A 21,021-nucleotide genomic window follows, 5' to 3' on the forward strand; every position below is an offset into this window, starting at 1 on the left:
GCCTTTGTTTTTGGTCGTTCGACGCAGCGTATCTGCCCTATGGCGGGGCTGCAATCACACAGCGGACAAAAGGGCGGCATCATGCCGAAAGGGGTGTCTTGTTTGCGTCTTGCATGCGTCTTTTTTGCGTATGGCACAAACGCGCGTTCACCTGTCGCAGTGCTGCGCGCGAAATCTGTTGCGCAGGTTGCAAGGACACATTTCCAGACAGTCGTGCAGGCGACAGTTTTTGGCAGGAACGCGAGGGGCGCTATCGTCGCACGGTGAAAAAAAGCCCCGCCAGTGGCGGGGCCTGTTGAGTTACATGTTCGGGTAGTTGGGACCGTCGCCGCCTTGGGGGACGGTCCAGACAATGTTTTGGCTTGGGTCTTTAATGTCGCAGGTTTTGCAATGCACGCAGTTTTGGAAGTTAATTACAAATTGCTCTTCGCCGTCTTTTTGCACCACTTCGTAGACGCCTGCGGGGCAGTAGCGTTGGGCGGGTTCCGCGTATTTGGGCAGGTTGACTGCGATCGGGACTGACGGGTCGATCAGTTTCAGGTGCGCGGGTTGGCTTTCTTCGTGGTTGGTGAATGAAAAGGCCACGTTGGTCAGGCGGTCAAACGACAGTTTGCCGTCTGGTTTCGGGTAAGCGATTTCTTTGTGCTTGGAGGCTTCCTCGGTCGCAAGAGCGTCGGATTTGCCGTGCTTGAGGTTGAGGGGCGACCAGCCAAAAATGTTGTTGATCCACATGTCTGCGCCGCCGATGACCAGTGAGGCGGTGAGCCCAAAGCGTGACCAAAGTGGTTTGACGTTGCGTACACGTTTCAGATCTTTGCCGATTGCACCGTGGCGTACCGCGTCGTCATAACTGCCAAGCAAGTCGCTGGCGCGGCCCTCATTGATCGCTTTGTGCGCGGCTTCTGCCGCCGCAATGCCCGAGAGCATGGCGTTATGGTTGCCTTTAATGCGTGGCACGTTGACCATACCAGCCGAGCAACCGAGCAGGGCGCCGCCCGGGAATTCGAGCTTTGGCAGTGACTGATAGCCACCTTCGGTGATGGCGCGCGCGCCGTAGGCGACCCGCTTGCCGCCCTTGAGCAGGTCAGCGACCATCGGGTGGTGCTTGAACCGCTGGAATTCCATGTAGGGGTAAATATACGGGTTTTTGTAGTTGAGGTGGACGACAAATCCCACATAAACCTGATTGTTCTCAAGGTGGTAGATAAATGATCCGCCACCTGCGTTGCCGCCCAAAGGCCAGCCCATTGTATGGGTGACTGTGCCAAGTTTGTGCTTGGCAGGGTCGATTTCCCAGATTTCTTTCATGCCGAGGCCGTATTTTTGAACGTCGCTATCGGCGGCCAGATCGTATTTAGCGATGACTTGTTTCGAGAGGGATCCGCGCACGCCTTCGGACAGGAAGACGTATTTGCCGTGCAGTTCCATGCCTGGCTCGTAGTTTGCCCCTTGAGTTCCGTCAGCGTTGCGCCCGAATTCGCCCGCGACGACGCCTTTGACTTCGCCGCCCGCGCCAAACACCAGTTCAGAACAGGCCATGCCCGGAAAGATTTCGACGCCGAGGTCTTCGGCTTGCTCGGCCATCCAGCGGCAAACGTTGCCCATTGAGACGATGTAGGTGCCGTGGTTGTTCATCATCGGGGGCATGGCGATGTTGGGGATGCGGACCTGGCCCGCTTCGCCGAGCATGTAGAAATTGTCGGTGGTGACGGGCGTGTTGATAGGTGCGCCTTTGGCTTTCCAGTCGGGGATCAGCGTGTCGATGCCTGATGTGTCCAACACTGCGCCCGACAGAATATGCGCGCCAACTTCGGAGCCTTTTTCCAAGACCACCACATTCAGGTCGGCATCAAGTTGCTTGAGGCGGATTGCTGCCGAGAGGCCAGCGGGGCCAGCGCCCACGATCACTACGTCATATTCCATGGCTTCGCGTTCTATATCCGACATGCGCTGTCCCTTTGTATCATGGAGGCGAGTGCCTCGCTAAGAATGTTGCGTCAAGGATTAGCCTATGCTGCGATGTGGGGCAATCGTGACACGGCGTTAAAACCGCTGCGGGCGAATACAAATGCCACTTGCACTTGACTTTGAACTGTCCAAATAGGGTATGAACATTCGATTGATATATTGTGCTTCACACGGAAAGGGTTTGCGCCTTGGAAAAGATACCACTGACAAAGCCCGGTTATGACCGGATGAACGCGGAACTGAAACATCTGAAATCGGTGGAGCGTCCGGCGATCATTCGCGCGATTTCCGAGGCTCGCGAGCATGGCGACCTCTCAGAGAACGCCGAATACCATTCTGCCAAGGAAAAGCAGTCGTTCATTGAGGGCCGTGTCAAGGAATTGGAAGCGGTGATTTCACTGGCCGATGTGATTGATTTGACGCGTCTTAAGGGCAGCGTAAAGTTTGGCGCGACTGTGATTTTGGTCGACGAAGATACCAATGCCGAGAAAACCTATCAGATTGTGGGTGAGTATGAGGCCAATATCGAACAAGGTTTGCTGAACATCAAATCGCCCATTGCGCGTGCTTTGATTGGCAAGGATGAAGGCGATAGTGTTGAGGTGCGCACGCCGGGCGGTGTAAGGTCGTATGAAATTTTAAGTATTGTTTACAAGTAGGTCAGGCACATCATGGCGCAAAGCCCTGTGACATCAAATTCTTCCGGTTCGGATCCGCGTGTCAGCGGTGAAATGCTTGCGCTGGTCTTTTCTGTGGGCTGGATGATTGTTGTCGGGCTGTTCTTTTTCTTTTTGCCGCCGGAAACCACGGTGGCAGAGCGGTTTGACAGTCTGCGGTTCGTTCTGATTTTGATTGCGGTATTCATGCCTGTGGCAATGATTTGGGTGGCTGCGGCAGCGAGCCGGTCGGCGCGGATCATGCGCGAAGAGAGTTTCCGCCTGCAAGCCGCGATTGACGGGATGCGCAAGACCTATATCGACACCCGCCTAAGCGAAGGTGGCAAGTCGCAGGCGACAGTCGAGAAGAAGCTGAACGAGATTGCGCAAGCGACCCGCAAGACCGAAACCGTTGTGGCGACCTTTGCGTCAAGCCGCCCGGTGGAAGGCCAAAAGCTGGCGATTAAATCAGTGAAACTGGTGGGGTCCGACGATCAGCCCAAACTTGCGCTGCCGACAAGTGCCGAGGATATGGCGGTGCCTTTGTCGAACCTTGATCTGATTCGGGCGCTGAATTTTCCCGATAATGACATGGATACCCGCGGGTTTGATGCGCTGCGTCGTGCGTTGAAGGATCGTAATGCCCGTCAGTTGGTGCAGGCAGCGCAGGATATACTGACGCTTTTGTCGCAAGACGGGATTTATATGGATGATCTGCGCCCTGACCGTGCGCGCGCAGAAATCTGGCGCCGGTTTGCGAATGGCGAGCGTGGGGGTGCGATGGCGTCATTGGGTGGCGTGCGGGATCGTTCGTCGTTGGCGCTAACCTCTGGCCGGATGCGTGAAGATACGATTTTTCGCGATGCGGCGCACCATTTCCTGCGTCGTTTTGACCAGACCTTGATTACCTTTGAGCCAAATGCATCAGACGAAGAAATCGGCGCATTGTCCGAGACCCGTACTGCCCGCGCATTTATGTTGCTGGGGCGTGTCACAGGGGCGTTTGACTGACGCCGATCAAGGCAGCTTCGCCCCATATCTTCCTAAAAATTAAAGCGTTGCGTACGCCTGTAAATGACTTGCCCCTGCTCTTTGCGGGCGCTTGGTCGTTTTGGCTCCTGCACGCCAGAACTCTGGGCAACCTACCACGTAAGGCCTTAATTATCTGACGGAGGGTTCGCGTGCGGGGTTGCACTTATCTCTTATTTCATCAAAATGAGCCAGCAGCGTGGCACTGTTGGGTTCACCTGAACCTCTGTCATGCTCTAATTAATAATAGAGTCGAACCTGTGGAGGGATATCATGAAAACTACTTTTACTTATGCCGCAATTGCGGCTTTTTCTGCGACATTAGTTCAAGCGCAAAGCGCGGACTATGCCGATCTTGACCGTACCGATTGGCCAACTAGCTTTACGGTTGGCACAGCATCGCAAGGCGGGACATTCTTTGTTTACGGCTCGGGATGGGCAAACCTCGTGGGTGAGCAGCTTGGTATTTCTGGTGGCGGCGAAGTCACTGGCGGACCGATGCAGAACATGGCGCTGGTTCACACCGGCGACGCGGCATTCGGAATGACCACGATGGGTCCTGCACGCGAATCCATTCAAGGCACAAACCCGATTGCGCCTGGTCTGGAAATGACCAATGCTTGCGCAATGTTCCCGATGTACCAGACGCCATTTTCTATGGCTGCGCTGACATCGTCCGGTATCGAATCGATTGCAACGATTCCAGCGGGTGCGCGTATCGGTTTCGGTCCAGCCGGTTCAACATCGGACACCTATTTCCCAGCAATGCTCGAATCTTTGGGTGTTGAATTTGATCGTCGCAATGGCGGCTGGGATGACCTTGGTAGCCAGCTTCAGGATGGCTTGCTGGATGCGGTTGCATTCGCGGTGGGTATTCCTACACCGGCAATCAGCCAGATCGAAGTGCAGGCTGAAGTGAACTTCATCGACTTTACGGCCGAAGAGCAGGCGCAGATTATCGAAGAATATCCAGTGGCCGATTATTCTATTGCCGCTGATACCTATTCGACATTGGATCGCGACATGCAGTCCGTTGCAATGTGGAACTTTGCGATTGCAAACTGCGAACTGCCAGAAAGCTTTGTTTATGCAGCCACTGACATTGTCATGTCCGACAACGCACGGATGGTGAATATCCACGGTTCCGCTGCTGAGTCCATTCCGGAAAACTGGACCAAAAATACAGTCATGATGTGGCACCCTGGTGCGGCACGTTGGTTCCGTGAAAACGCGGGCGCGGATATCGCTGACGATATGGTTTATTCTGCAGAATAAGCTTTTGGATTGCCCTGGAAACGGGGCAATCCGACTATAACTGTGCCCGTTCGGCACAACTTTACAGATTTTAAAAATTTTTGAGATGTCCGGCGTAAATGTCGGTTACCCTGCTTACAGCGGGAACAAGGAGCGACAGATGGCCGGATTTCAAGACGATATTGAAAAAACGCGACCAGAGCTTGAAGCCGGTGGTTTGGCTGAAAGCGGCGGCATTATCTCTGAAGGCGCAGACGAAGAGCCTATGGAGGCTAACCGACGCGATTTCACCGGATGGAGAATGACAACGATTGCCTGGGTTGCCGGCCTTTATGCCGCGTTTCACATGGCTGCCCTCAATGGTTTGTCGATCGAGCGCTGGATTGGCGTTGAAATTCCGCTGTTGCCGACCTTTCCGATGGAAACCTGGAACTTTCGCATAATTCACGTCGCAGGTGCGCTTCTTTTGGGGTTCCTGCTCTATTCCGCGCGTCCGTTTGCTGAAGATAAACATAGTGAATCACGGGGTCTAAACTGGCCGTCACTGGTGCTAGGGGGCGTTGCGCTGGTGTCGCTTGCGACGGCTTTAACCTTCAGCGTCGAGATCGCAAATGGTGCGATGTGGAACGGCATGGACGAAGGTATTCGCAACCGCGAAACGTGGTGGTATGGTGTGCCGCTGCTTATCGCGACGGCAGGCGCCATTGTGCTAAGCTGGTTCCATCGCAAGCAGCGCGACGGTGTTGCGGCACCTGATATTGTGCTGGGGATTTGTGCGGCGGCGGTCGCGGTGTACCTGATTACTATCTATGGGACCTTAATGCGCAATTCGACGGGCACTCCGTTTGCGCCCATCGGAATTTCGCTTGCGGCTGTATCAGGCGTCTTGCTGATCCTGGAGTTGACGCGCCGTGTCGCGGGGCTTGCACTTGTCATCATCTCGGTCGTCTTTCTGGTCTACGTTTTCACCGGCCAGCATTTGCCAGGATTTCTAAATTCACCAGAGATTTCGTGGCAGAGATTCTTTAGTCAGGTTTACACTGACGCAGGTATCCTCGGGCCAACAACGGCAGTGTCCTCAACTTACATCATTTTGTTTATCATCTTTGCGGCATTCCTTTCGGCGTCTAAAGTTGGCGATTATTTCATTAATTTTGCATTCGCCGCAGCGGGTCGTTCGCGTGGTGGTCCGGCCAAAGTGTCTATTTTTGCCAGCGGCTTGATGGGGATGATCAACGGTACGTCGGCGGGCAACGTGGTTGCGACCGGATCACTGACGATCCCGTTAATGAAACGTGTCGGATACAAACCAACGACCGCAGGCGCGGTCGAAGCCGCCGCATCGACTGGCGGGCAGATCATGCCACCGATCATGGGCGCTGGCGCGTTTATCATGGCCGAAGTGACAGGCATCCCTTACACGGAAATCGCTCTTGCCGCGGTCATTCCTGCCATTCTTTACTTCGTCTCGATCTACTTCATGGTCGATTTCGAGGCGGCGAAACTGGGCATGCGCGGTATGCGTGCGGACGAGTTGCCAAAGCTGAACAAGCTTATGCGTCAGGTCTATCTGTTTCTTCCGATCATCATTCTTATTGCAGCACTGTTTATGGGATATTCGGTCATTCGTGCGGGTACGCTTGCCACGATGTCGGCGGCTGTCGTTTCGTGGTTGCCGCCGTTTTTCTCGCGGACGTTCGGCTGGTCTGCGGAGGGACATTCACCGATGGGTCCGCGCGCTTTCGGTAAGGCGTTTGAACTTGCCGGTGCTATGGCGATCCAGATTATCATTGTCTGTGCTTGTGCGGGTATCATCGTGGGTGTCATTTCGCTTACAGGCGTTGGCGCGCGGTTCTCTTCGTTGCTTCTTGGTATCGCGGGGACATCCGAGCTTGCGGCACTGTTCTTTGCAATGCTGATCGCAATCCTTCTTGGGATGGGGATGCCCACAACGGCGGCCTATGCTGTCGCAGCAAGTGTCGTGGCCCCCGGTCTCGTCAATCTCGGTATTCCGCTTTTGACAGCGCACTTCTTTGTCTTCTACTTTGCGGTCGTTAGTTCAATCACGCCGCCAGTGGCGTTGGCGAGTTATGCTGCCGCGGGTATTTCCGGTGCCAATCCGATGGCAACCTCGGTCGCATCCTTCAAAATCGGGATCGCTGCGTTCGTCGTGCCATTCATGTTCTTCTACAATTCCGCATTGCTGATGGATGGTACATGGCCCGAAATTCTGCAGTCTGGCGTCACGGCTGTGGTGGGCATATTCCTGCTCGCTGCGGCAGTTCAGGGGTGGTTCATGGGCGGGCGCACCGTCTGGTGGTTGCGTATTGTGATCGGTATCCTCGCGCTGTTTATGATTGAGGGCGGTCTTGTCACCGATCTGATCGGTGTGGGCGGCGCGGTGGCTGTCTGGGCAATCCAGAAGTTTATACGCCCCGACCCGGACGCGCCATTCGAGGTCCGAGGGGCCGATTGACGACGCCTAGCTTGCCCTAAGCTGTACGACGCTCCCTCTTTTCTGCCTAAGCGGGAAAGAGGGAGGCGTTCACGACAAGGGGTCTACAGATCCTGCGAGATGTATGAAGGGCAGGAACCGTTGGGGTCGGCATTTCCAAAGGCGCTTTCCAAGTTATGCGCAAACACGACCAAGCCTGAAAAATTACTGCTGCGTGGTGGACACTAGCGCCTCGGCGCTGACGCGGCGATAATTCACAAACGCGTTGGCGCTGAGCAGAACGAAAAAACTGTCCATATCAATCAACACAAAACCCGCCTCCAAAGTGGCGCGTTTCAATTGCTCGATATCGTCTTCGTAGAGCCGCCGGCAGCCTAGCAATTCTTTGAGTTGTTTGGATGACATGCGGAACCGACCTCCTGCTTTTCCGCCAAAACTCTTGCTGTAAAGCTGTGCAATCCGGCCTGCGGCAATCTGGAACTGTGTCATCTCTATCTCTATTTTCGTTACATATATTTGTCTATAGACAGCATTTATTTGTCTATGTAAATAACTGCATGGAGAACCGCATATGAACCAACACGCCATACCACCAGAGCTGGACATTGACCTGTCCGACATATTGCAAGCTGCGGTATTGTCAGGCGATGCAACGGAATTGAATGCGCTCTTCGCGCGCTTGCCCTTGTCAGAAGGGCTGCGCGAACTGTTGGACCTGTCTGCGGACGACCGCCGGAACGTCCTGACGCTGATCACAACCGAAATGGCCGCAGTCCTCGTCGAGGAAGCGCCGCACGAGTTGGCGGCAGGTCTGATGGAAGACCTCGATACTGCCCGCGCCGTCGAAATCATGGACGAGCTGGACTCGGACGTGCAGGCCGATTTGATCGGCGACATGGACGACAAAGAAGCCGAGGCAATCCTTGGCCAGATGGACGCGGCCGATGCTGCCGAGGTGCGCAGGCTCTCGGAATACGCCGATGACACTGCCGGTGGCTTGATGATGTCCGAGGTGTTCGAATGCCGCGACACCATGTCCGTCAGCGACGTGATCAAGGTTCTGGCGCGCGACGACGTAGACGTTGACAGGTATCGCGGCCAGCACCCCTATATCGTTGATAGCGCGGACAAACTCGTAGGCGTTGTGTCCCTGCGCGGGTTGCTTGCGACCAAACGCGCGGCACTTTTGACCACCATTATGGTAACGCCGATGTCGGTTTTGCCCGAGACAAAATTATCGGATATCGAGGATATTTTTGATAAATATAACTTTCTCGGTGTGCCTGTTGTCGATAAAAACGGACGGCTTCTGGGCGTGGTTTCGCGCGACGCGGTCTCTCAGGCTCTGCTTGAACGCGCCGAAAGCGAAAACCTGAAACTGCAAGGTGTGGTCGGGGACGAGTTACGCTCTATGCCCACATGGCTACGCTCGCGGCGCCGCCTTGCGTGGCTTTCTGCAAATATCGTGCTCAACATGGTCGCTGCCTCAGTGATCTCTGCTTACGAAGAAACGCTGCTCGCTGTCATTGCCATTGCCGTGTTCCTGCCCATGGTATCGGATATGTCGGGCTGCTCGGGCAATCAGGCGGTTGGCGTGACCATGCGTGAACTTAGCCTCGGTCTGGTGCGCCCCAAAGACGCATTTAAGGTCTGGCTCAAAGAAATCAGCGTCGGCGTGATTAATGGCATTGCTCTCGGTATCCTCATCGGAATTGTCGCGTGGATCTGGAAAGGTAACCCCGCCCTTGGTCTTGTGATCGGTCTCGCCCTTGCTCTGAATACAATGCTCGCGGTGTCAATCGGTGGCGTTGTGCCGCTTGTGCTGAAACGCATGGGGCAGGACCCTGCAGTGGCGAGCGGCCCGTTGCTGACAACCGTCACAGATATGGCCGGTTTCTTTCTTGTTCTTAGTCTTGCGACCCTCATGATGCCGTGGTTGGTGTAATCATGGATACGGCTAAAAAGTTTAAAAAGCTTAAACCCGACCTGCTGGTTATCGGCTGGATGGAACATCTGGACCTGCCTGACCTGCAATTGCTGCGCGTTAAGGCCAAGATCGACACCGGTGCGCGCACTACCGCGTTACACGCGACCCATATCGAACCTTTCATGCAAGGTGGCGCGGAATGGGTGCGGTTTCAGGTGCAGCATTCGGAAAACGCGCCCTTGATCTGGATATCGGCGCCTATCCATGACCGCCGTGATATCAAAAACACCAGTGGCATTCCCGAACAACGGATCGTCATCCGCACCACTCTGAAACTCACCGATCGCACATGGCCGATTTCGGTATCCCTCACAGATCGCAGCAACATGCGGTTCCAGATCATCGTAGGCCGCTCTGCGTTGAAAAACCATAATATTGCGGTGCATACACGCCGCGCGAATTTGACCCACGCTTAAGGTCTAACCGCCTTAAAGGCAGAAAGAATTTCCATGAAGATCGCAATGATGGCCCGCAATGCAAAACTCTATTCCCACCAGCGTCTGAAAGACGCCGCCGAAGAACGCGGCCACCAGTTAGATATCATCAATACGCTGCGCTGCTATATGAACATCGCCTCGCGTCGCCCCGAAATGTATTACAACGGCGACAAACTCGAAGGCTACGACGCTGTCATTCCGCGTATCGGTGCATCGGTCACATTCTACGGTCTCGCCGTGCTGCGCCAGTTTGAAATGATGGGCGTCTACCCGTTGAATGAAAGCGTCGCAATCGGTCGTAGCCGGGACAAACTGCGCTCGATGCAACTGCTTGCACGCGACGGCATCGGCCTGCCGGTCACCACGTTTGCCCATGACCCCAAGCAAACCGACGAAGTCCTGAAACTTGCTGGTGGCGCGCCCATCGTGATCAAACTGCTCGAAGGGACCCAAGGTCTGGGTGTTGTTTTGGCCGATACCAACCGCTCTGCGACTTCCGTGATCGAGGCCTTCCGCGCGTCCGGCGTTAACATCCTGCTGCAAGAATTCATCAAAGAATCTGCCGGGACTGACATCCGTGCCATTGTTGTCGGCGGCAAGGTGATCGCGGCGATGAAACGCACAGGCGCTGAAGGCGACTTTCGCTCGAACCTGCACCGTGGCGGTTCCGCACAGGTAATCAAACTCTCGCCTGAAGAACGTTCAACCGCGATCCGTGCAGCCAAAGCCATGGGTCTGAACGTCTGCGGCGTTGATATGCTGCGCTCTAATCACGGCCCCGTTGTGATGGAAGTCAACTCGTCCCCGGGTCTCGAAGGCGTGGAAAAAGCGACAGGCTTGGATGTGGCCGGCATGATTATAGAATATCTCGAAAAGAGCGCCGAAAAAGGGAACACGAAAACCAAAGGCAAAGGTTGATGCCCTCTCGCGCAGCCTTTGAGATCGGGGGCCATAGCGTCCCCGCAGGCACCCGCCAGACCGTTGATCTTCCTGTCAGCGTGCTGTCCGACCACACGCCGGTGTCGATGTCCGTGCATGTCATCCACGCAAAGGTCAGTGGTCCTACTGTGTTTGTCAGCGCGGGCATCCACGGCGACGAAGTGATCGGCGTTGAAATTGTGCGTCGCTTGTTGCGTGCGCCCAACCTCAAATCGCTGCGCGGCACCCTGATCGTGATCCCGATTGTGAACGCTTTCGGGTTCATCAACCACTCGCGCTATCTGCCCGACAGACGCGACCTCAATCGCATGTTCCCAGGCACGCCGGGCGGCTCGCTCGCCTCGCGTCTGGCCCATCTGTTTCTGACCGAAATCGTAAGCCGCTGCGACCTAGGCATCGATCTGCACTCTGCCGCGATCCACCGCACCAACCTGCCGCAAGTGCGCATCTCGCCCGACAACGCCTATACTGCTGAACTGGCCGAAGTCTTCGGCGCACCGGTGATCCTGCAATCGCCGCTGCGCGCGGGGTCTCTGCGAGGTGCAGCAAAAGATATCGGCAAAGACATCCTGCTCTACGAGGCTGGCGAAGGCCTGCGGTTTGACGAAATGTCCGTGCGGGCAGGGGTCGCAGGCATCCTGCGGGTGCTGCGGCATGTCGGCCAGCTTCCTGCCAAGGGCATCGCAAAACCCAAAGCATCACCACAATATTGCACCTCTAGCAAATGGCTACGCGCCCCCGCTGGCGGACTATTGCGTACCTTCAAAGCGAACGGCGATGTCGTGGCGCAAGGCGATGTCATGGCTGTGGTCGCTGACCCGTTTGGGGAAAAAGAACAGGATATCACAGCCCCGTTTAACGGCATTGTTGTCGGGCGCGCCGTGCTGCCCATCGTCAACGAAGGCGACGCCGTCTTCCATCTCGCGCGCGTGAAATCCATGTCTATCGCTGAAGGTGCCGTCGAGGATCTTAACGACCAACTCACCGATGACCCACTATTTGATGAAGACGAAATCATCTAACCGGTCACGTATCTCTGACGATGATGCAGGCCCGTTTTGTGTGCCTTCGGTCACAAGCCTTGCTATTCGCGCGGCGTCCCTGAATAACTTTGGCATCAGCCCTCATTTATGGACGCCGAATCCAAGGAGAAACGATCATGCAGAACAACGACGAACTGGCCCAATGGGATCGCGAAAACTTCTTTCATTCTTCAACCCACTTGGCCCAGCACGCACGCGGCGAAACCCCGACGCGGATCATTTCCTCAGGCAAAGGCGTGCACATCACCGACCGCGACGGACGCAGGATGCTTGACGCATTTGCGGGTCTCTACTGCGTCAACGTGGGCTACGGACGTACCGAAATTGCCGACGCGATTTCTAAACAAGCGCACGAACTAGCCTACTATCACTCTTACGTTGGCCACGGCACCGAGGCGTCGATCACGCTGGCAAAAATGGTGATGGACCGCGCGCCCGCCAATATGTCCAAAGTTTATTTCGGGCAAAGCGGCTCTGACGCCAACGAGACCAACATCAAACTGGTCTGGTATTACAACAACATCCTTGGCCGCCCGCAGAAAAAGAAAATCATCTCGCGCTGGCGCGGCTACCACGGCTCTGGCCTGATGACAGGCTCGCTTACGGGCCTCGGGTTTTTCCACAACAAATTCGACCTGCCGCTCGCAGGTGTTCTTCACACACAGGCACCTTACTACTTGCGCCGCGAAAAGCCCGACATGTCGGAGGCTGACTTCTCTGCCGATTGCGCTGCCAAGCTCGAAGCGATGATCCTAGCCGAAGGCCCCGACACAATCGCCGCCTTCATCGGTGAACCGGTGTTGGGCACAGGCGGCATCGTGCCACCGCCCGCAGGCTACTGGGCCGCAATCCAAGCGGTGCTGCGCAAATACGATATCTTACTGATCATCGACGAAGTCGTCACAGGCTTTGGGCGTTTAGGTAGCAAGTTCGGCTCTGAGCATTACGAAATAGAGGCCGACTTTATCACCATCGCCAAGGGTCTCACCTCGGCTTACGCACCGCTTTCAGGCTCGATAATCTCTGAAAGGGTGTGGAAAGTGCTGGAACAGGGCACGGATGAAAACGGCCCTATCGGCCACGGTTGGACCTATTCGGCGCACCCTATCGGGGCCGCAGCGGGGGTCGCTAACCTCAATCTGATCGACAAACTCGGGCTGATCGACAACGCGCGCACCACAGGCGCATACCTGAACCAAGCCTTGAAAGACGCCTTTAGCGACCACAAATATGTTGTAGACGTGCGCGGCGAAGGGCTGATGGCGGCTATCGAACTTGGAACATCAAAATCACCACTGAAACTCTTTGACCCCGCCCAAAAAATCGGGCCCGCTGTGGTCGCTGCAATGGCCAAACGCGATGTCATCGCGCGCGCGATGCCAGAGGGCGATATCATCGGTTTTGCACCACCGCTGTGCATCACTCCCGACGAGCTCGACCACGTTATTTCAGTCACAAAAGACGCGCTGCACGAAGTCACCAACGCACTATAAGATTAGGACATGCCATGACCGTAGAGACCATTCAGATCGACATTCAAGGCATGTCCTGCGCCTCTTGCTTGGGGCGGGTCGAGACGGCACTTGCTGGCGCTAAAGGCGTCACAGAGGCGCAGGTTAATCTCGCCACTGAAACAGGCACGGTCCACTTTGATCCGGACCTGATTACCGCGTCTGAGATCGCCAATATCTCGACCCTCGCAGGCTACCCCGCCTCGTTGCAAATCGACCCCAACGCGCAGCATGACCGCAAAGCCGCCGAAGCGACCGAGCTCGCCCAGCGCGTGAAAATCGCAGCGATCCTGACCGTTCCCGTGTTTATCCTCGCGATGGGCGCCCACACATTCCACAGTTTTGCGATGTGGATTGAGGCGACCCTCGGTTCTCAAAACGACAAGCTGATCCAATTCGCCCTGACCACGATCATCATGGCATGGCCGGGCTACGATTTTTACCGCAAAGGTATCCCTGCGCTGCTTAAAGGCGCGCCCGACATGAACGCGCTCGTCGCCCTCGGCACACTCGCCGCGTGGGGATTCTCTACAATCGCGACCTTTACCCCATCAATCCTGCCAGTAGGCTCTCGCGGGGTCTACTTCGAGGCCGCCGCCGTCATCATCACCCTGATCCTGCTTGGTCGCCTTTTAGAGGCCCGCGCCAAAGGCCAAACCGGCGATGCGATCCGCAAACTGATCAACCTCGCGCCAAAAACCGCCCGCGTGATCCGCAAAGGCAAAGTGATCGACCTCGACATCACCAAAATCGTCGTCAATGACAAAATCGAAGTCCGCCCCGGCGCACAAATCCCCGTTGATGGCACCATCTCGGAGGGCACGTCACACATTGACGAGTCCATGATCACAGGCGAGCCAATCCCCGCGCGTAAAACCATCGGCGACAATGTGACAGGGGCGACTATCAACGGCACAGGCGCACTGATCATCACCGCCACACGGGTCGGCGGCGACACAACGCTCGCGCAAATCATCCGCATGGTGCAAGACGCCCAAGGTGCGCGGTTGCCGATCCAAGAGCTCGTCAACCGCGTGACAGGCTGGTTCGTGCCTGTTGTCCTCGGCCTTGCAGCCCTCACCGTGCTAATTTGGCTGACCCTCGGTCCTGATCCTGCGCTGGGCCTCGCGCTGGTTTCTGGCGTCTCGGTCCTGATCGTCGCATGTCCCTGCGCCATGGGTCTCGCCACCCCGACCTCGATCATGGTCGGCACAGGCCGCGCGGCTGAACTGGGCGTGCTGTTTCGCAAGGGCGACGCACTGCAACAGCTGCAATCCGCCACCGTGGTCGCGTTTGATAAAACCGGCACGCTCACCTTGGGCAAACCCACGCTTACCACATTTTCCCCTGCTAACGACTTTGACGAAACCACCACCTTGCAAATTGCCGCCAGCCTCGAAGCCCAATCCGAACACCCCATCGGCACCGCGGTGGTTAATGCCAGCTCGGAGCCTCTGCTGCCCGTCAAAGACTTTAACACTCTCACTGGCTACGGCTTGCAAGGCACCATTAACGGCGACAACGTTCTCATCGGCAACGCCCGTTTGATGCAAAGCGAAGACATCAACATCACCGAGAAAACAACCGAAGCCACCGCCCTCGCGCAGCAAGGCCAATCCCCGTTCTACATCGCCATAAACGGCCAACTTGCCGCCCTCATAGCCGTCTCGGATCCGATCAAGCCCAACGCCGCTGAAATCATCGCAGCCCTACATGAAATGGGCCTCAAGGTCGCCATGATCACAGGCGACAACAGTCAAACCGCCAGCGCCGTGGCAAAGACCCTTAACATCGACACGGTCATTGCCGACGTCCTACCCGATGGCAAAGTTGATGCGATCACCCAGCTTAAAGCCAACACCCAAACCGTGGCATTCGTCGGCGACGGCATCAATGACGCGCCCGCATTAGCCACCGCCGATATCGGCATCGCCATCGGCACAGGCACGGACGTGGCCATCGAATCCGCCGATATGGTTCTGATGTCCGGCGATCTGTCGGGGGTGCTGCGCGCCTTTGCGATCTCACACGCCACTATGCGCAATATCAAACAAAACCTGTTTTGGGCCTTTGCCTATAACGCGGCTTTGATCCCTGTTGCTGCGGGCGTTCTTTACCCGATCAACGGCACACTTCTGTCACCCATGCTCGCGGCGGGGGCCATGGCGCTCTCTAGCGTCTTTGTCATCACCAACGCCCTACGTCTTAGACGCGCGGGCATCGTCGGCTAACGCCTCCAATCGATTGCAAAAGGATATCCCATGGCCACGCCTTCACTGCACTTCAGCGCCCACGAATACAGCTCACGGATCGATAAAACACGCACCGCCATGCAGGTCGCAGGCATCGACACCCTGATCGTCACCGATCCCACCAACATGAACTGGCTGACGGGGTACAACGGTTGGTCCTTTTACGTGCACCAATGCGTGGTCCTTGGCCTGACGGACGATCCGATCTGGTTTGGACGTGACATGGACGGCAACGGCGCGCGGCGCACCTGCTTCATGGATGAGGCCAGTATCATCGGCTATCCCGACTACTACGTGCAAACCAGCGAACGGCACCCGATGGACTACCTTTCGGCCAAACTTACAGGCATCGGCTGGGGCAGGGGGAATATCGGCGTCGAAATGGACAACTACTGGTTCACCGCCGCCGCGTTCGGTTCTTTGCAAACCCATCTGCCCAACGCTTTCTTTGTTGACGCCACAGGGCTGGTGAACTGGCAAAGAGCGGTGAAATCCCCCACCGAACTTGATTACATGCGTATCGCAGGCAAGCGCGTCACCGCTATGCATAACCGGGTCTTTGACATTATCAAACCGGGGCTGCGCAAATGCGATCTTGCCGCTGAAATCTACGACACTGCCCTGCGCCACACCCCGGACCTTGGCGGCGGCGATTACCCGTCCATCGTGCCAATGTTCCCGTCAGGGGCCGACGCCAGCGCACCGCACATCACATGGGACGACGCCCCGTTGAAATCTGGCGAAGGCACGTTTTTCGAACTCGCGGGCGCCTACCACCGCTACCACTGTCCGCTCTCGCGCACGGTTTTTTTAGGCAAACCTACCCAAGTCTTCCTTGATGCCGAAACCGCGATCCTCGAAGGCATGGAGGCAGGGCTTGAAAAAGCCCGCGCAGGTAACCTTTGCGAAGATATCGCGCACGCGTTTTTCGCCGCCCTCAAACGCCACGGCATCGAGAAAAACAGCCGCGCAGGCTATTCCATCGGCTCAAGCTATCCACCTGATTGGGGCGAAAGAACCATGTCAATTCGCGACGGCGACAAAACCGTGTTGCAAGAAAATATGACCTTCCACTTTATGACGGGTCTCTGGATGGACGATTGGGGGTTCGAGATCACCGAAAGCATCCGCATCACCGACACCACCCCTGAATGTCTCGCAAACGTGCCCCGCGCCCTCGTGGTCAGGGATTAACCATGCACGCCACTATCCCGCTTGATCAAAACGGCACGCACCACGGCCATCTGCAACTGCCCTATTCGCGCGACGATAGCGCGTGGGGCGCGATTATGATCCCGATCACCGTGATAGGGAACGGGCAGGGGCCAACCGCGTTGCTGACAGGGGGCAACCACGGCGACGAATACGAGGGTCCCGTCGCCTTGCATGACCTCGCCACAACCCTCACGCCTGACCAGATCACAGGCCGCGTCATCATCGTGCCGACCATGAACCACCCTGCGTTTATCGCTGGCACACGCACCTCGCCCATCGATCACGGCAACCTGAACCGCAGTTTTCCGGGTGACGCCAAAGGCACCGTGACCCAGAAAATCGCCGCCTACTTTCAAACCACGCTTGTACCGCTGGCCGACATTGTGCTTGATTTCCATTCAGGCGGCAAAACTCTTGATTTCATCCCCTTCGTCGCCGCACACCTGCTCGACAGTGCGACCCAACAGGCCGCTTGCGTCGCAGCCATGCAGGCGTTCAACGCGCCCTATTCCGTGATGCTGCGCGAAATCGATAACGTGGGCATGTACGACACAGCGGTCGAAGACATGGGGAAAATCTTTATCTCTACCGAACTTGGCGGCGGCGGCACCGCAACCGCGCGATCCATTGCCATCGCCAAAAAAGGAACGCGCAACCTTTTGATCCACGCGGGCATCCTGCAAGGCACACTTGCGACCAGCCCCACCACTTTCATCAATATGATAGCGGGCGAATCCTTTACCTTTGCCAGCCACGCGGGGCTATTCGAGCCACTCATCGACCTCGGTGATCCCGTCGAAAAACACCAACCCATCGGCAAAATATGGGACTACACACGCACAGGCAGCGCCCCGCAAATCCTTACCGCCGCAGGCAACGGCATCCTGATCGGGCGTCATTTTTCAGGCCTGATCAAAATGGGCGACTGCGCCTGTGTCATTGGCATCCCTGAAAAATAGACCCTGACAGTGGTGTTATCCGCCGACGCACCCACTGTTATCGCTTAACATCTGGTCATAGGGCTATCTGATCCCTATCTGTCAGGGACCACCACGACCCTGCGCAACAAAGGTAAGATTATGATGAAACGACGTCTCTTTCTGACATTGGCCGCCGCCCTCTCCGTCACGGGCCTGCCCGCAATGGCGCAGCAACTTTCGCTGAACGAGGTCTCGACCTACCTCAACGGGCTGCAAACCGCCCAAGGGGGCTTCACCCAAATCAACGCCGATGGCACGCTCTCGACAGGGCAAATTTACATCAAACGACCAGGGCGCATCCGGTTTGAATATAACGCGCCCGATAACTCGCTGGTCGTGGCTGGCGGCGGGCAAGTGGCGATCTTTGATCCGCGCTCCAACAACGGTCCTGACCGCTACCCGCTGAACCAAACTCCGTTGAAAATCATCCTCGAGCGCAACGTGAACCTCGGTGCCGCGCGCATGGTTACAGGTCATTCCTCGGACGGTACCCAAACCACGATTACCGCCCAAGACCCTGATCACCCCGAGTACGGCAACATCCAGATGGTGTTCACGGCGAACCCTGTGGAATTGCGCCAATGGATCGTGACAGACAACGTCGGCAGCCAAACCACCGTGATCCTTAACGACATGGTCAAAGGCGGGTCTATCGGTGACATCAAATTCAACATCACCAGCGAAATGGACAACTGGAATAAATAAAATCGACGGAGATTGGTCATTGCGACGTTACACATATATATTTGTGTAAAACGGAGCGTAATATGACCGATCTTCTCGACCAGCCAACCCGCTATGGACCCGTCAGCAGGGTGCTGCATTGGGGGATGGCCGGCCTCTTTGCGGCGCAATTTCTGGCCGCTGTAGCGCATTGGGCGTTGCCCCGTGAGAACGCCCTGCGCGAAACACTTTGGAGCTACCACCCCAATTTGGGAATGACCCTGTTTCTGCTTGTGATCCTGCGGGGCATTTGGGGGCTTATCAATCTTAAACAACGCCCCGCCCACCAAGCTGGCGCAATGGGTAAAGCCGCCGGTTTTGGCCATATTGCACTTTACGGGCTGATGATCATCGTGCCATTGGTCAGAATTATCGCCTCGGCAGGAGGGAAGCGCGGTCTTAGCTACTTTGGCATCGAAATCTTTCCCGCCCGCGAAACCGCCATCGCCTGGACGCAGACTGCTGCCGAATGGCATGGCGAAATGGGCTGGATCCTCGCGGCCTTGATTATTGGGCATATCGGAATGGCGGTCATCTGGCACCGGATGATCAAAAAAGACGACATCATCAAACGCATGGCATAAACAAAAAAGGCGCCCACTCAGGCGCCTTTTTTTATCTCTTACGGCAAGCCCGTAACTGCGCATCATAGGTCACGGCACGCCCCTCAAGACCATCCGCGATGCGGATCAACCAGCTTTTGCTTTTCCATGTGCCGCGCAAATATCCCGAACGCCCATCGTGATAGGCTAGATATTGGTTGCGTGTATCCGACAAGGGTACGCCTGTCGCATCGCGGGTCTGCACCATATACCAACCCATGAAATCCGTGGCATCACCGATATCATCACGCTTGGCGCGCCTGCCACCATGCTGCTGCTGATACTCTTCCCATGTGCCATCCAAAGCCTGCGAATAGCCAAAGGCCGATGACTGACGCCCGATCGGGATAACACCCAAGGCATATTGATGCGGCGTGCGGTTATTCCCGATAAACTTGCTCTCTTGATAGATGATAGCCATCAAAACAGGGACAGGAACCCCCCACTTACGCTCGGTTGCCTTAAAGGCACGTAGATATTCTGGGCGCTCGGATACAATGGAACAAGCGTTATCAAGGTTGCGCGGCGCCGAAAAATTCTTCGACCCACAGCTACCCAAAGCCACCAATAGTATCATTGCGCGAAAGATGCTGCTCATATGCCTCTCGCTTTTTATCGATTATTTTTTCCTACCATAGCGTAAGGTAGCGCGGCTGTGAACCGTTTTTGACAGCGTGTCAGATCACAAATGCCAGGATAAGCGGTAAAGTGATCACTGACAGAACAGTGGACGCGACAACCATGCCCGCAACTGGCTGTGCATCATCGCCATATTTTTCGGCCAATAAATAAGATGTGACAGCCACAGGGGTCGAGATTTGCACGATCAGAACCGCCGTCGGAACAGGCGCCAGACCAAACCAGCGCGCGGCAAACCATGCAGCGGCCGCACAAATCAGCGCCTTGACCACCGACAGCCAAATCGCCTGACCCATCGCACGGGTCTGTAGACGGGCCACCGCCACACCCAGCGTAATCAACATAATGGGAATCGCCATTTGACCGGTCAACTGCAATGCACTGGTCAAAAACTGCGGCGTGCTCCAGCCTTGCCACAAAAATAGCGCCCCTAGAACAGTCGCCGCGACCACAGGTTCTTTGAAAACGCGCAGCAACGATCCGCCGCCCGCCACGACCCAAACACCAATCGTAAACGACAAGATTGCCATGACCGCAAACACCACAACCGCATAACTCAACCCCGCATCCCCGAACGCGAACATCGCCAAAGGTAGGCCAAGATTGCCGGTATTGCCAAAAACGAGCGGGGCCAGATAGGTCGAATACGACAATCCGCGCAGTTTGAGAATTAACATAAACGCTAAAGAAACAATGATATAAGCGGCAAAACTGGCCAGCGACAAAGACGCCAACGCTTGCGGATCAAGGTCTGCGGTCATCAAGGCCACAAAAATCAGACAGGGGACCGACAAGGTCATCGTTAACCGCGTGACAAATTCAACGCGATACTCGAACCCAAGCTTTACCCAAGCGTAGCCAATGGCACCCAAGATGAAAACCGGAGCCGTGATATTAAGAACTGTTAGCGCAAGGTTCACAGACTGTTTCCTTTATTTTGAACGGCAAAGGATAGACACTACCCACTAAGGACGGTTAATAAGCAAGCGGGGGACAAAGGTATATGTTCAAAACGCGCGCTAAATATCATCTGGGCCAAGTCGTCCGTCATCGTAAACACCCGTTCCGTGGGGTGGTTTTTGACGTGGACGCAATGTTCTCGAACACCGACGCATGGTATGACGCTATTCCAGAGGATAGCCGACCCAAGAAAGACCAGCCGTTTTATCACCTGCTGGCCGAAAATGATCAAAGCTATTATGTGGCTTATGTGTCAGAGCAAAATCTCGTCGCAGATTACTCGGGCGAACCCATCGAGCACCCTGACCTTGACGACCTGTTTGGCCCGTTTGAGGACGGACAATACCCGCTCCAAGTGCAGATGAATTAAG

Annotated in this window: 19 protein-coding genes; 15 read left to right on the forward strand and 4 right to left on the reverse strand. The window is 55.9% G+C overall.

What is annotated here, in order from left to right; genetic code table 11:
* Window positions 1–300: 300 nt before the first annotated feature.
* Complete coding sequence (locus tag ACXLHR_RS01090) at window positions 301–1,947, reverse strand: electron transfer flavoprotein-ubiquinone oxidoreductase (RefSeq protein WP_458789701.1); 1,647 nt, start codon at window positions 1,945–1,947, stop codon at window positions 301–303.
* Between the two features lie 209 nt (window positions 1,948–2,156).
* On the opposite strand from ACXLHR_RS01090, the gene greA reads away from it, so the two are divergent.
* The 4 genes from greA (at window position 2,157) to ACXLHR_RS01110 (ending at window position 7,383) form a co-directional block, all read left to right on the forward strand.
* A complete protein-coding gene (gene greA / locus ACXLHR_RS01095) occupies window positions 2,157–2,627 on the forward strand; it encodes a transcription elongation factor GreA (protein ID WP_458789702.1) in 471 nt (156 codons plus the stop codon).
* A 12-nt stretch (window positions 2,628–2,639) separates the two neighbouring features.
* Entirely contained in the window at window positions 2,640–3,635 is a 996-nt protein-coding gene (locus ACXLHR_RS01100; protein WP_458789703.1) for a hypothetical protein, read from the forward strand.
* A 291-nt stretch (window positions 3,636–3,926) separates the two neighbouring features.
* Window positions 3,927–4,928 carry a TAXI family TRAP transporter solute-binding subunit gene (locus tag ACXLHR_RS01105; RefSeq protein ID WP_458789704.1) on the forward strand — a complete coding sequence of 334 codons (1,002 nt, stop codon included), beginning with the start codon at window positions 3,927–3,929 and terminating at the stop codon, window positions 4,926–4,928.
* A 139-nt stretch (window positions 4,929–5,067) separates the two neighbouring features.
* Entirely contained in the window at window positions 5,068–7,383 is a 2,316-nt protein-coding gene (locus tag ACXLHR_RS01110) for a TRAP transporter permease (RefSeq protein ID WP_458789705.1), read from the forward strand.
* Window positions 7,384–7,566: 183 nt separating this feature from the next.
* On the opposite strand, the gene ACXLHR_RS01115 is transcribed toward ACXLHR_RS01110, so the two are convergent.
* Window positions 7,567–7,851 (reverse strand): hypothetical protein, encoded by a 285-nt coding sequence (locus tag ACXLHR_RS01115; RefSeq protein ID WP_458789706.1) that lies wholly within the window; start codon window positions 7,849–7,851, stop codon window positions 7,567–7,569.
* A gap of 82 nt (window positions 7,852–7,933) precedes the next feature.
* On the opposite strand from ACXLHR_RS01115, the gene mgtE reads away from it, so the two are divergent.
* The 10 genes from mgtE (at window position 7,934) to ACXLHR_RS01165 (ending at window position 19,033) form a co-directional block, all read left to right on the forward strand.
* A complete protein-coding gene (gene mgtE, locus ACXLHR_RS01120) occupies window positions 7,934–9,307 on the forward strand; it encodes a magnesium transporter (RefSeq protein WP_458789707.1) in 1,374 nt (457 codons plus the stop codon).
* Window positions 9,308–9,309: 2 nt separating this feature from the next.
* Window positions 9,310–9,765, forward strand: a complete 456-nt coding sequence (locus tag ACXLHR_RS01125; protein WP_458789708.1) for an ATP-dependent zinc protease family protein — start codon at window positions 9,310–9,312, stop codon at window positions 9,763–9,765.
* A gap of 33 nt (window positions 9,766–9,798) precedes the next feature.
* Window positions 9,799–10,704 carry a 30S ribosomal protein S6--L-glutamate ligase gene (rimK, locus tag ACXLHR_RS01130; RefSeq protein ID WP_458789709.1) on the forward strand — a complete coding sequence of 302 codons (906 nt, stop codon included), beginning with the start codon at window positions 9,799–9,801 and terminating at the stop codon, window positions 10,702–10,704.
* Window positions 10,704–11,747, forward strand: coding sequence for a succinylglutamate desuccinylase/aspartoacylase family protein (locus ACXLHR_RS01135; RefSeq protein WP_458789710.1), 1,044 nt, complete (start codon window positions 10,704–10,706; stop codon window positions 11,745–11,747). The genes rimK and ACXLHR_RS01135 overlap by 1 nt, the downstream gene beginning before the upstream one ends.
* Before the next feature lie 137 nt (window positions 11,748–11,884).
* On the forward strand, window positions 11,885–13,261 hold the full coding sequence (locus ACXLHR_RS01140; RefSeq protein ID WP_458789711.1) for an aminotransferase: 1,377 nt from the start codon (window positions 11,885–11,887) through the stop codon (window positions 13,259–13,261).
* A gap of 14 nt (window positions 13,262–13,275) precedes the next feature.
* The gene (locus tag ACXLHR_RS01145) at window positions 13,276–15,510 is read left to right on the forward strand and encodes a heavy metal translocating P-type ATPase (RefSeq protein ID WP_458789712.1); all 2,235 of its coding nucleotides are present in this window, start codon (window positions 13,276–13,278) and stop codon (window positions 15,508–15,510) included.
* A 30-nt stretch (window positions 15,511–15,540) separates the two neighbouring features.
* Window positions 15,541–16,725: an ectoine hydrolase DoeA gene (doeA, locus tag ACXLHR_RS01150; RefSeq protein WP_458789713.1), complete on the forward strand. Its 1,185-nt coding sequence runs from the start codon at window positions 15,541–15,543 to the stop codon at window positions 16,723–16,725.
* 2 nt (window positions 16,726–16,727) lie between these two features.
* Window positions 16,728–17,705, forward strand: coding sequence for a N(2)-acetyl-L-2,4-diaminobutanoate deacetylase DoeB (gene doeB, locus ACXLHR_RS01155; protein WP_458789714.1), 978 nt, complete (start codon window positions 16,728–16,730; stop codon window positions 17,703–17,705).
* Between the two features lie 120 nt (window positions 17,706–17,825).
* Window positions 17,826–18,431, forward strand: a complete 606-nt coding sequence (locus ACXLHR_RS01160; RefSeq protein WP_458789715.1) for a LolA family protein — start codon at window positions 17,826–17,828, stop codon at window positions 18,429–18,431.
* A gap of 62 nt (window positions 18,432–18,493) precedes the next feature.
* On the forward strand, window positions 18,494–19,033 hold the full coding sequence (locus ACXLHR_RS01165) for a cytochrome b (RefSeq protein WP_458789716.1): 540 nt from the start codon (window positions 18,494–18,496) through the stop codon (window positions 19,031–19,033).
* A gap of 31 nt (window positions 19,034–19,064) precedes the next feature.
* On the opposite strand, the gene ACXLHR_RS01170 is transcribed toward ACXLHR_RS01165, so the two are convergent.
* Together ACXLHR_RS01170 and ACXLHR_RS01175 are read right to left on the reverse strand one after the other, a co-directional pair.
* Window positions 19,065–19,649 carry a transglycosylase SLT domain-containing protein gene (locus tag ACXLHR_RS01170; RefSeq protein WP_458789717.1) on the reverse strand — a complete coding sequence of 195 codons (585 nt, stop codon included), beginning with the start codon at window positions 19,647–19,649 and terminating at the stop codon, window positions 19,065–19,067.
* Window positions 19,650–19,728: 79 nt separating this feature from the next.
* On the reverse strand, window positions 19,729–20,610 hold the full coding sequence (locus ACXLHR_RS01175) for an AEC family transporter (protein WP_458789718.1): 882 nt from the start codon (window positions 20,608–20,610) through the stop codon (window positions 19,729–19,731).
* 83 nt (window positions 20,611–20,693) lie between these two features.
* Here ACXLHR_RS01175 and hspQ point away from each other — a divergent pair, with 83 nt between their 5' ends.
* On the forward strand, window positions 20,694–21,020 hold the full coding sequence (hspQ, locus tag ACXLHR_RS01180) for a heat shock protein HspQ (protein WP_458789719.1): 327 nt from the start codon (window positions 20,694–20,696) through the stop codon (window positions 21,018–21,020).
* Window position 21,021: the final 1 nt, after the last annotated feature.

The sequence above is a fragment of the Yoonia sp. MH D7 genome (genome assembly GCF_054439475.1).

Coding starts and splice junctions, on each gene's coding strand:
- ACXLHR_RS01090 (WP_458789701.1), bottom strand. CDS start 1,947: ATGTCGGATATAGAACGCGAAGCCATGGAATATGACGTAGTGATCGTG.
- ACXLHR_RS01100 (WP_458789703.1), top strand. CDS start 2,640: ATGGCGCAAAGCCCTGTGACATCAAATTCTTCCGGTTCGGATCCGCGT.
- ACXLHR_RS01105 (WP_458789704.1), top strand. CDS start 3,927: ATGAAAACTACTTTTACTTATGCCGCAATTGCGGCTTTTTCTGCGACA.
- ACXLHR_RS01110 (WP_458789705.1), top strand. CDS start 5,068: ATGGCCGGATTTCAAGACGATATTGAAAAAACGCGACCAGAGCTTGAA.
- ACXLHR_RS01115 (WP_458789706.1), bottom strand. CDS start 7,851: ATGACACAGTTCCAGATTGCCGCAGGCCGGATTGCACAGCTTTACAGC.
- mgtE (WP_458789707.1), top strand. CDS start 7,934: ATGAACCAACACGCCATACCACCAGAGCTGGACATTGACCTGTCCGAC.
- ACXLHR_RS01125 (WP_458789708.1), top strand. CDS start 9,310: ATGGATACGGCTAAAAAGTTTAAAAAGCTTAAACCCGACCTGCTGGTT.
- rimK (WP_458789709.1), top strand. CDS start 9,799: ATGAAGATCGCAATGATGGCCCGCAATGCAAAACTCTATTCCCACCAG.
- ACXLHR_RS01135 (WP_458789710.1), top strand. CDS start 10,704: ATGCCCTCTCGCGCAGCCTTTGAGATCGGGGGCCATAGCGTCCCCGCA.
- ACXLHR_RS01140 (WP_458789711.1), top strand. CDS start 11,885: ATGCAGAACAACGACGAACTGGCCCAATGGGATCGCGAAAACTTCTTT.
- ACXLHR_RS01145 (WP_458789712.1), top strand. CDS start 13,276: ATGACCGTAGAGACCATTCAGATCGACATTCAAGGCATGTCCTGCGCC.
- doeA (WP_458789713.1), top strand. CDS start 15,541: ATGGCCACGCCTTCACTGCACTTCAGCGCCCACGAATACAGCTCACGG.
- doeB (WP_458789714.1), top strand. CDS start 16,728: ATGCACGCCACTATCCCGCTTGATCAAAACGGCACGCACCACGGCCAT.
- ACXLHR_RS01160 (WP_458789715.1), top strand. CDS start 17,826: ATGATGAAACGACGTCTCTTTCTGACATTGGCCGCCGCCCTCTCCGTC.
- ACXLHR_RS01165 (WP_458789716.1), top strand. CDS start 18,494: ATGACCGATCTTCTCGACCAGCCAACCCGCTATGGACCCGTCAGCAGG.
- ACXLHR_RS01170 (WP_458789717.1), bottom strand. CDS start 19,649: ATGAGCAGCATCTTTCGCGCAATGATACTATTGGTGGCTTTGGGTAGC.
- hspQ (WP_458789719.1), top strand. CDS start 20,694: ATGTTCAAAACGCGCGCTAAATATCATCTGGGCCAAGTCGTCCGTCAT.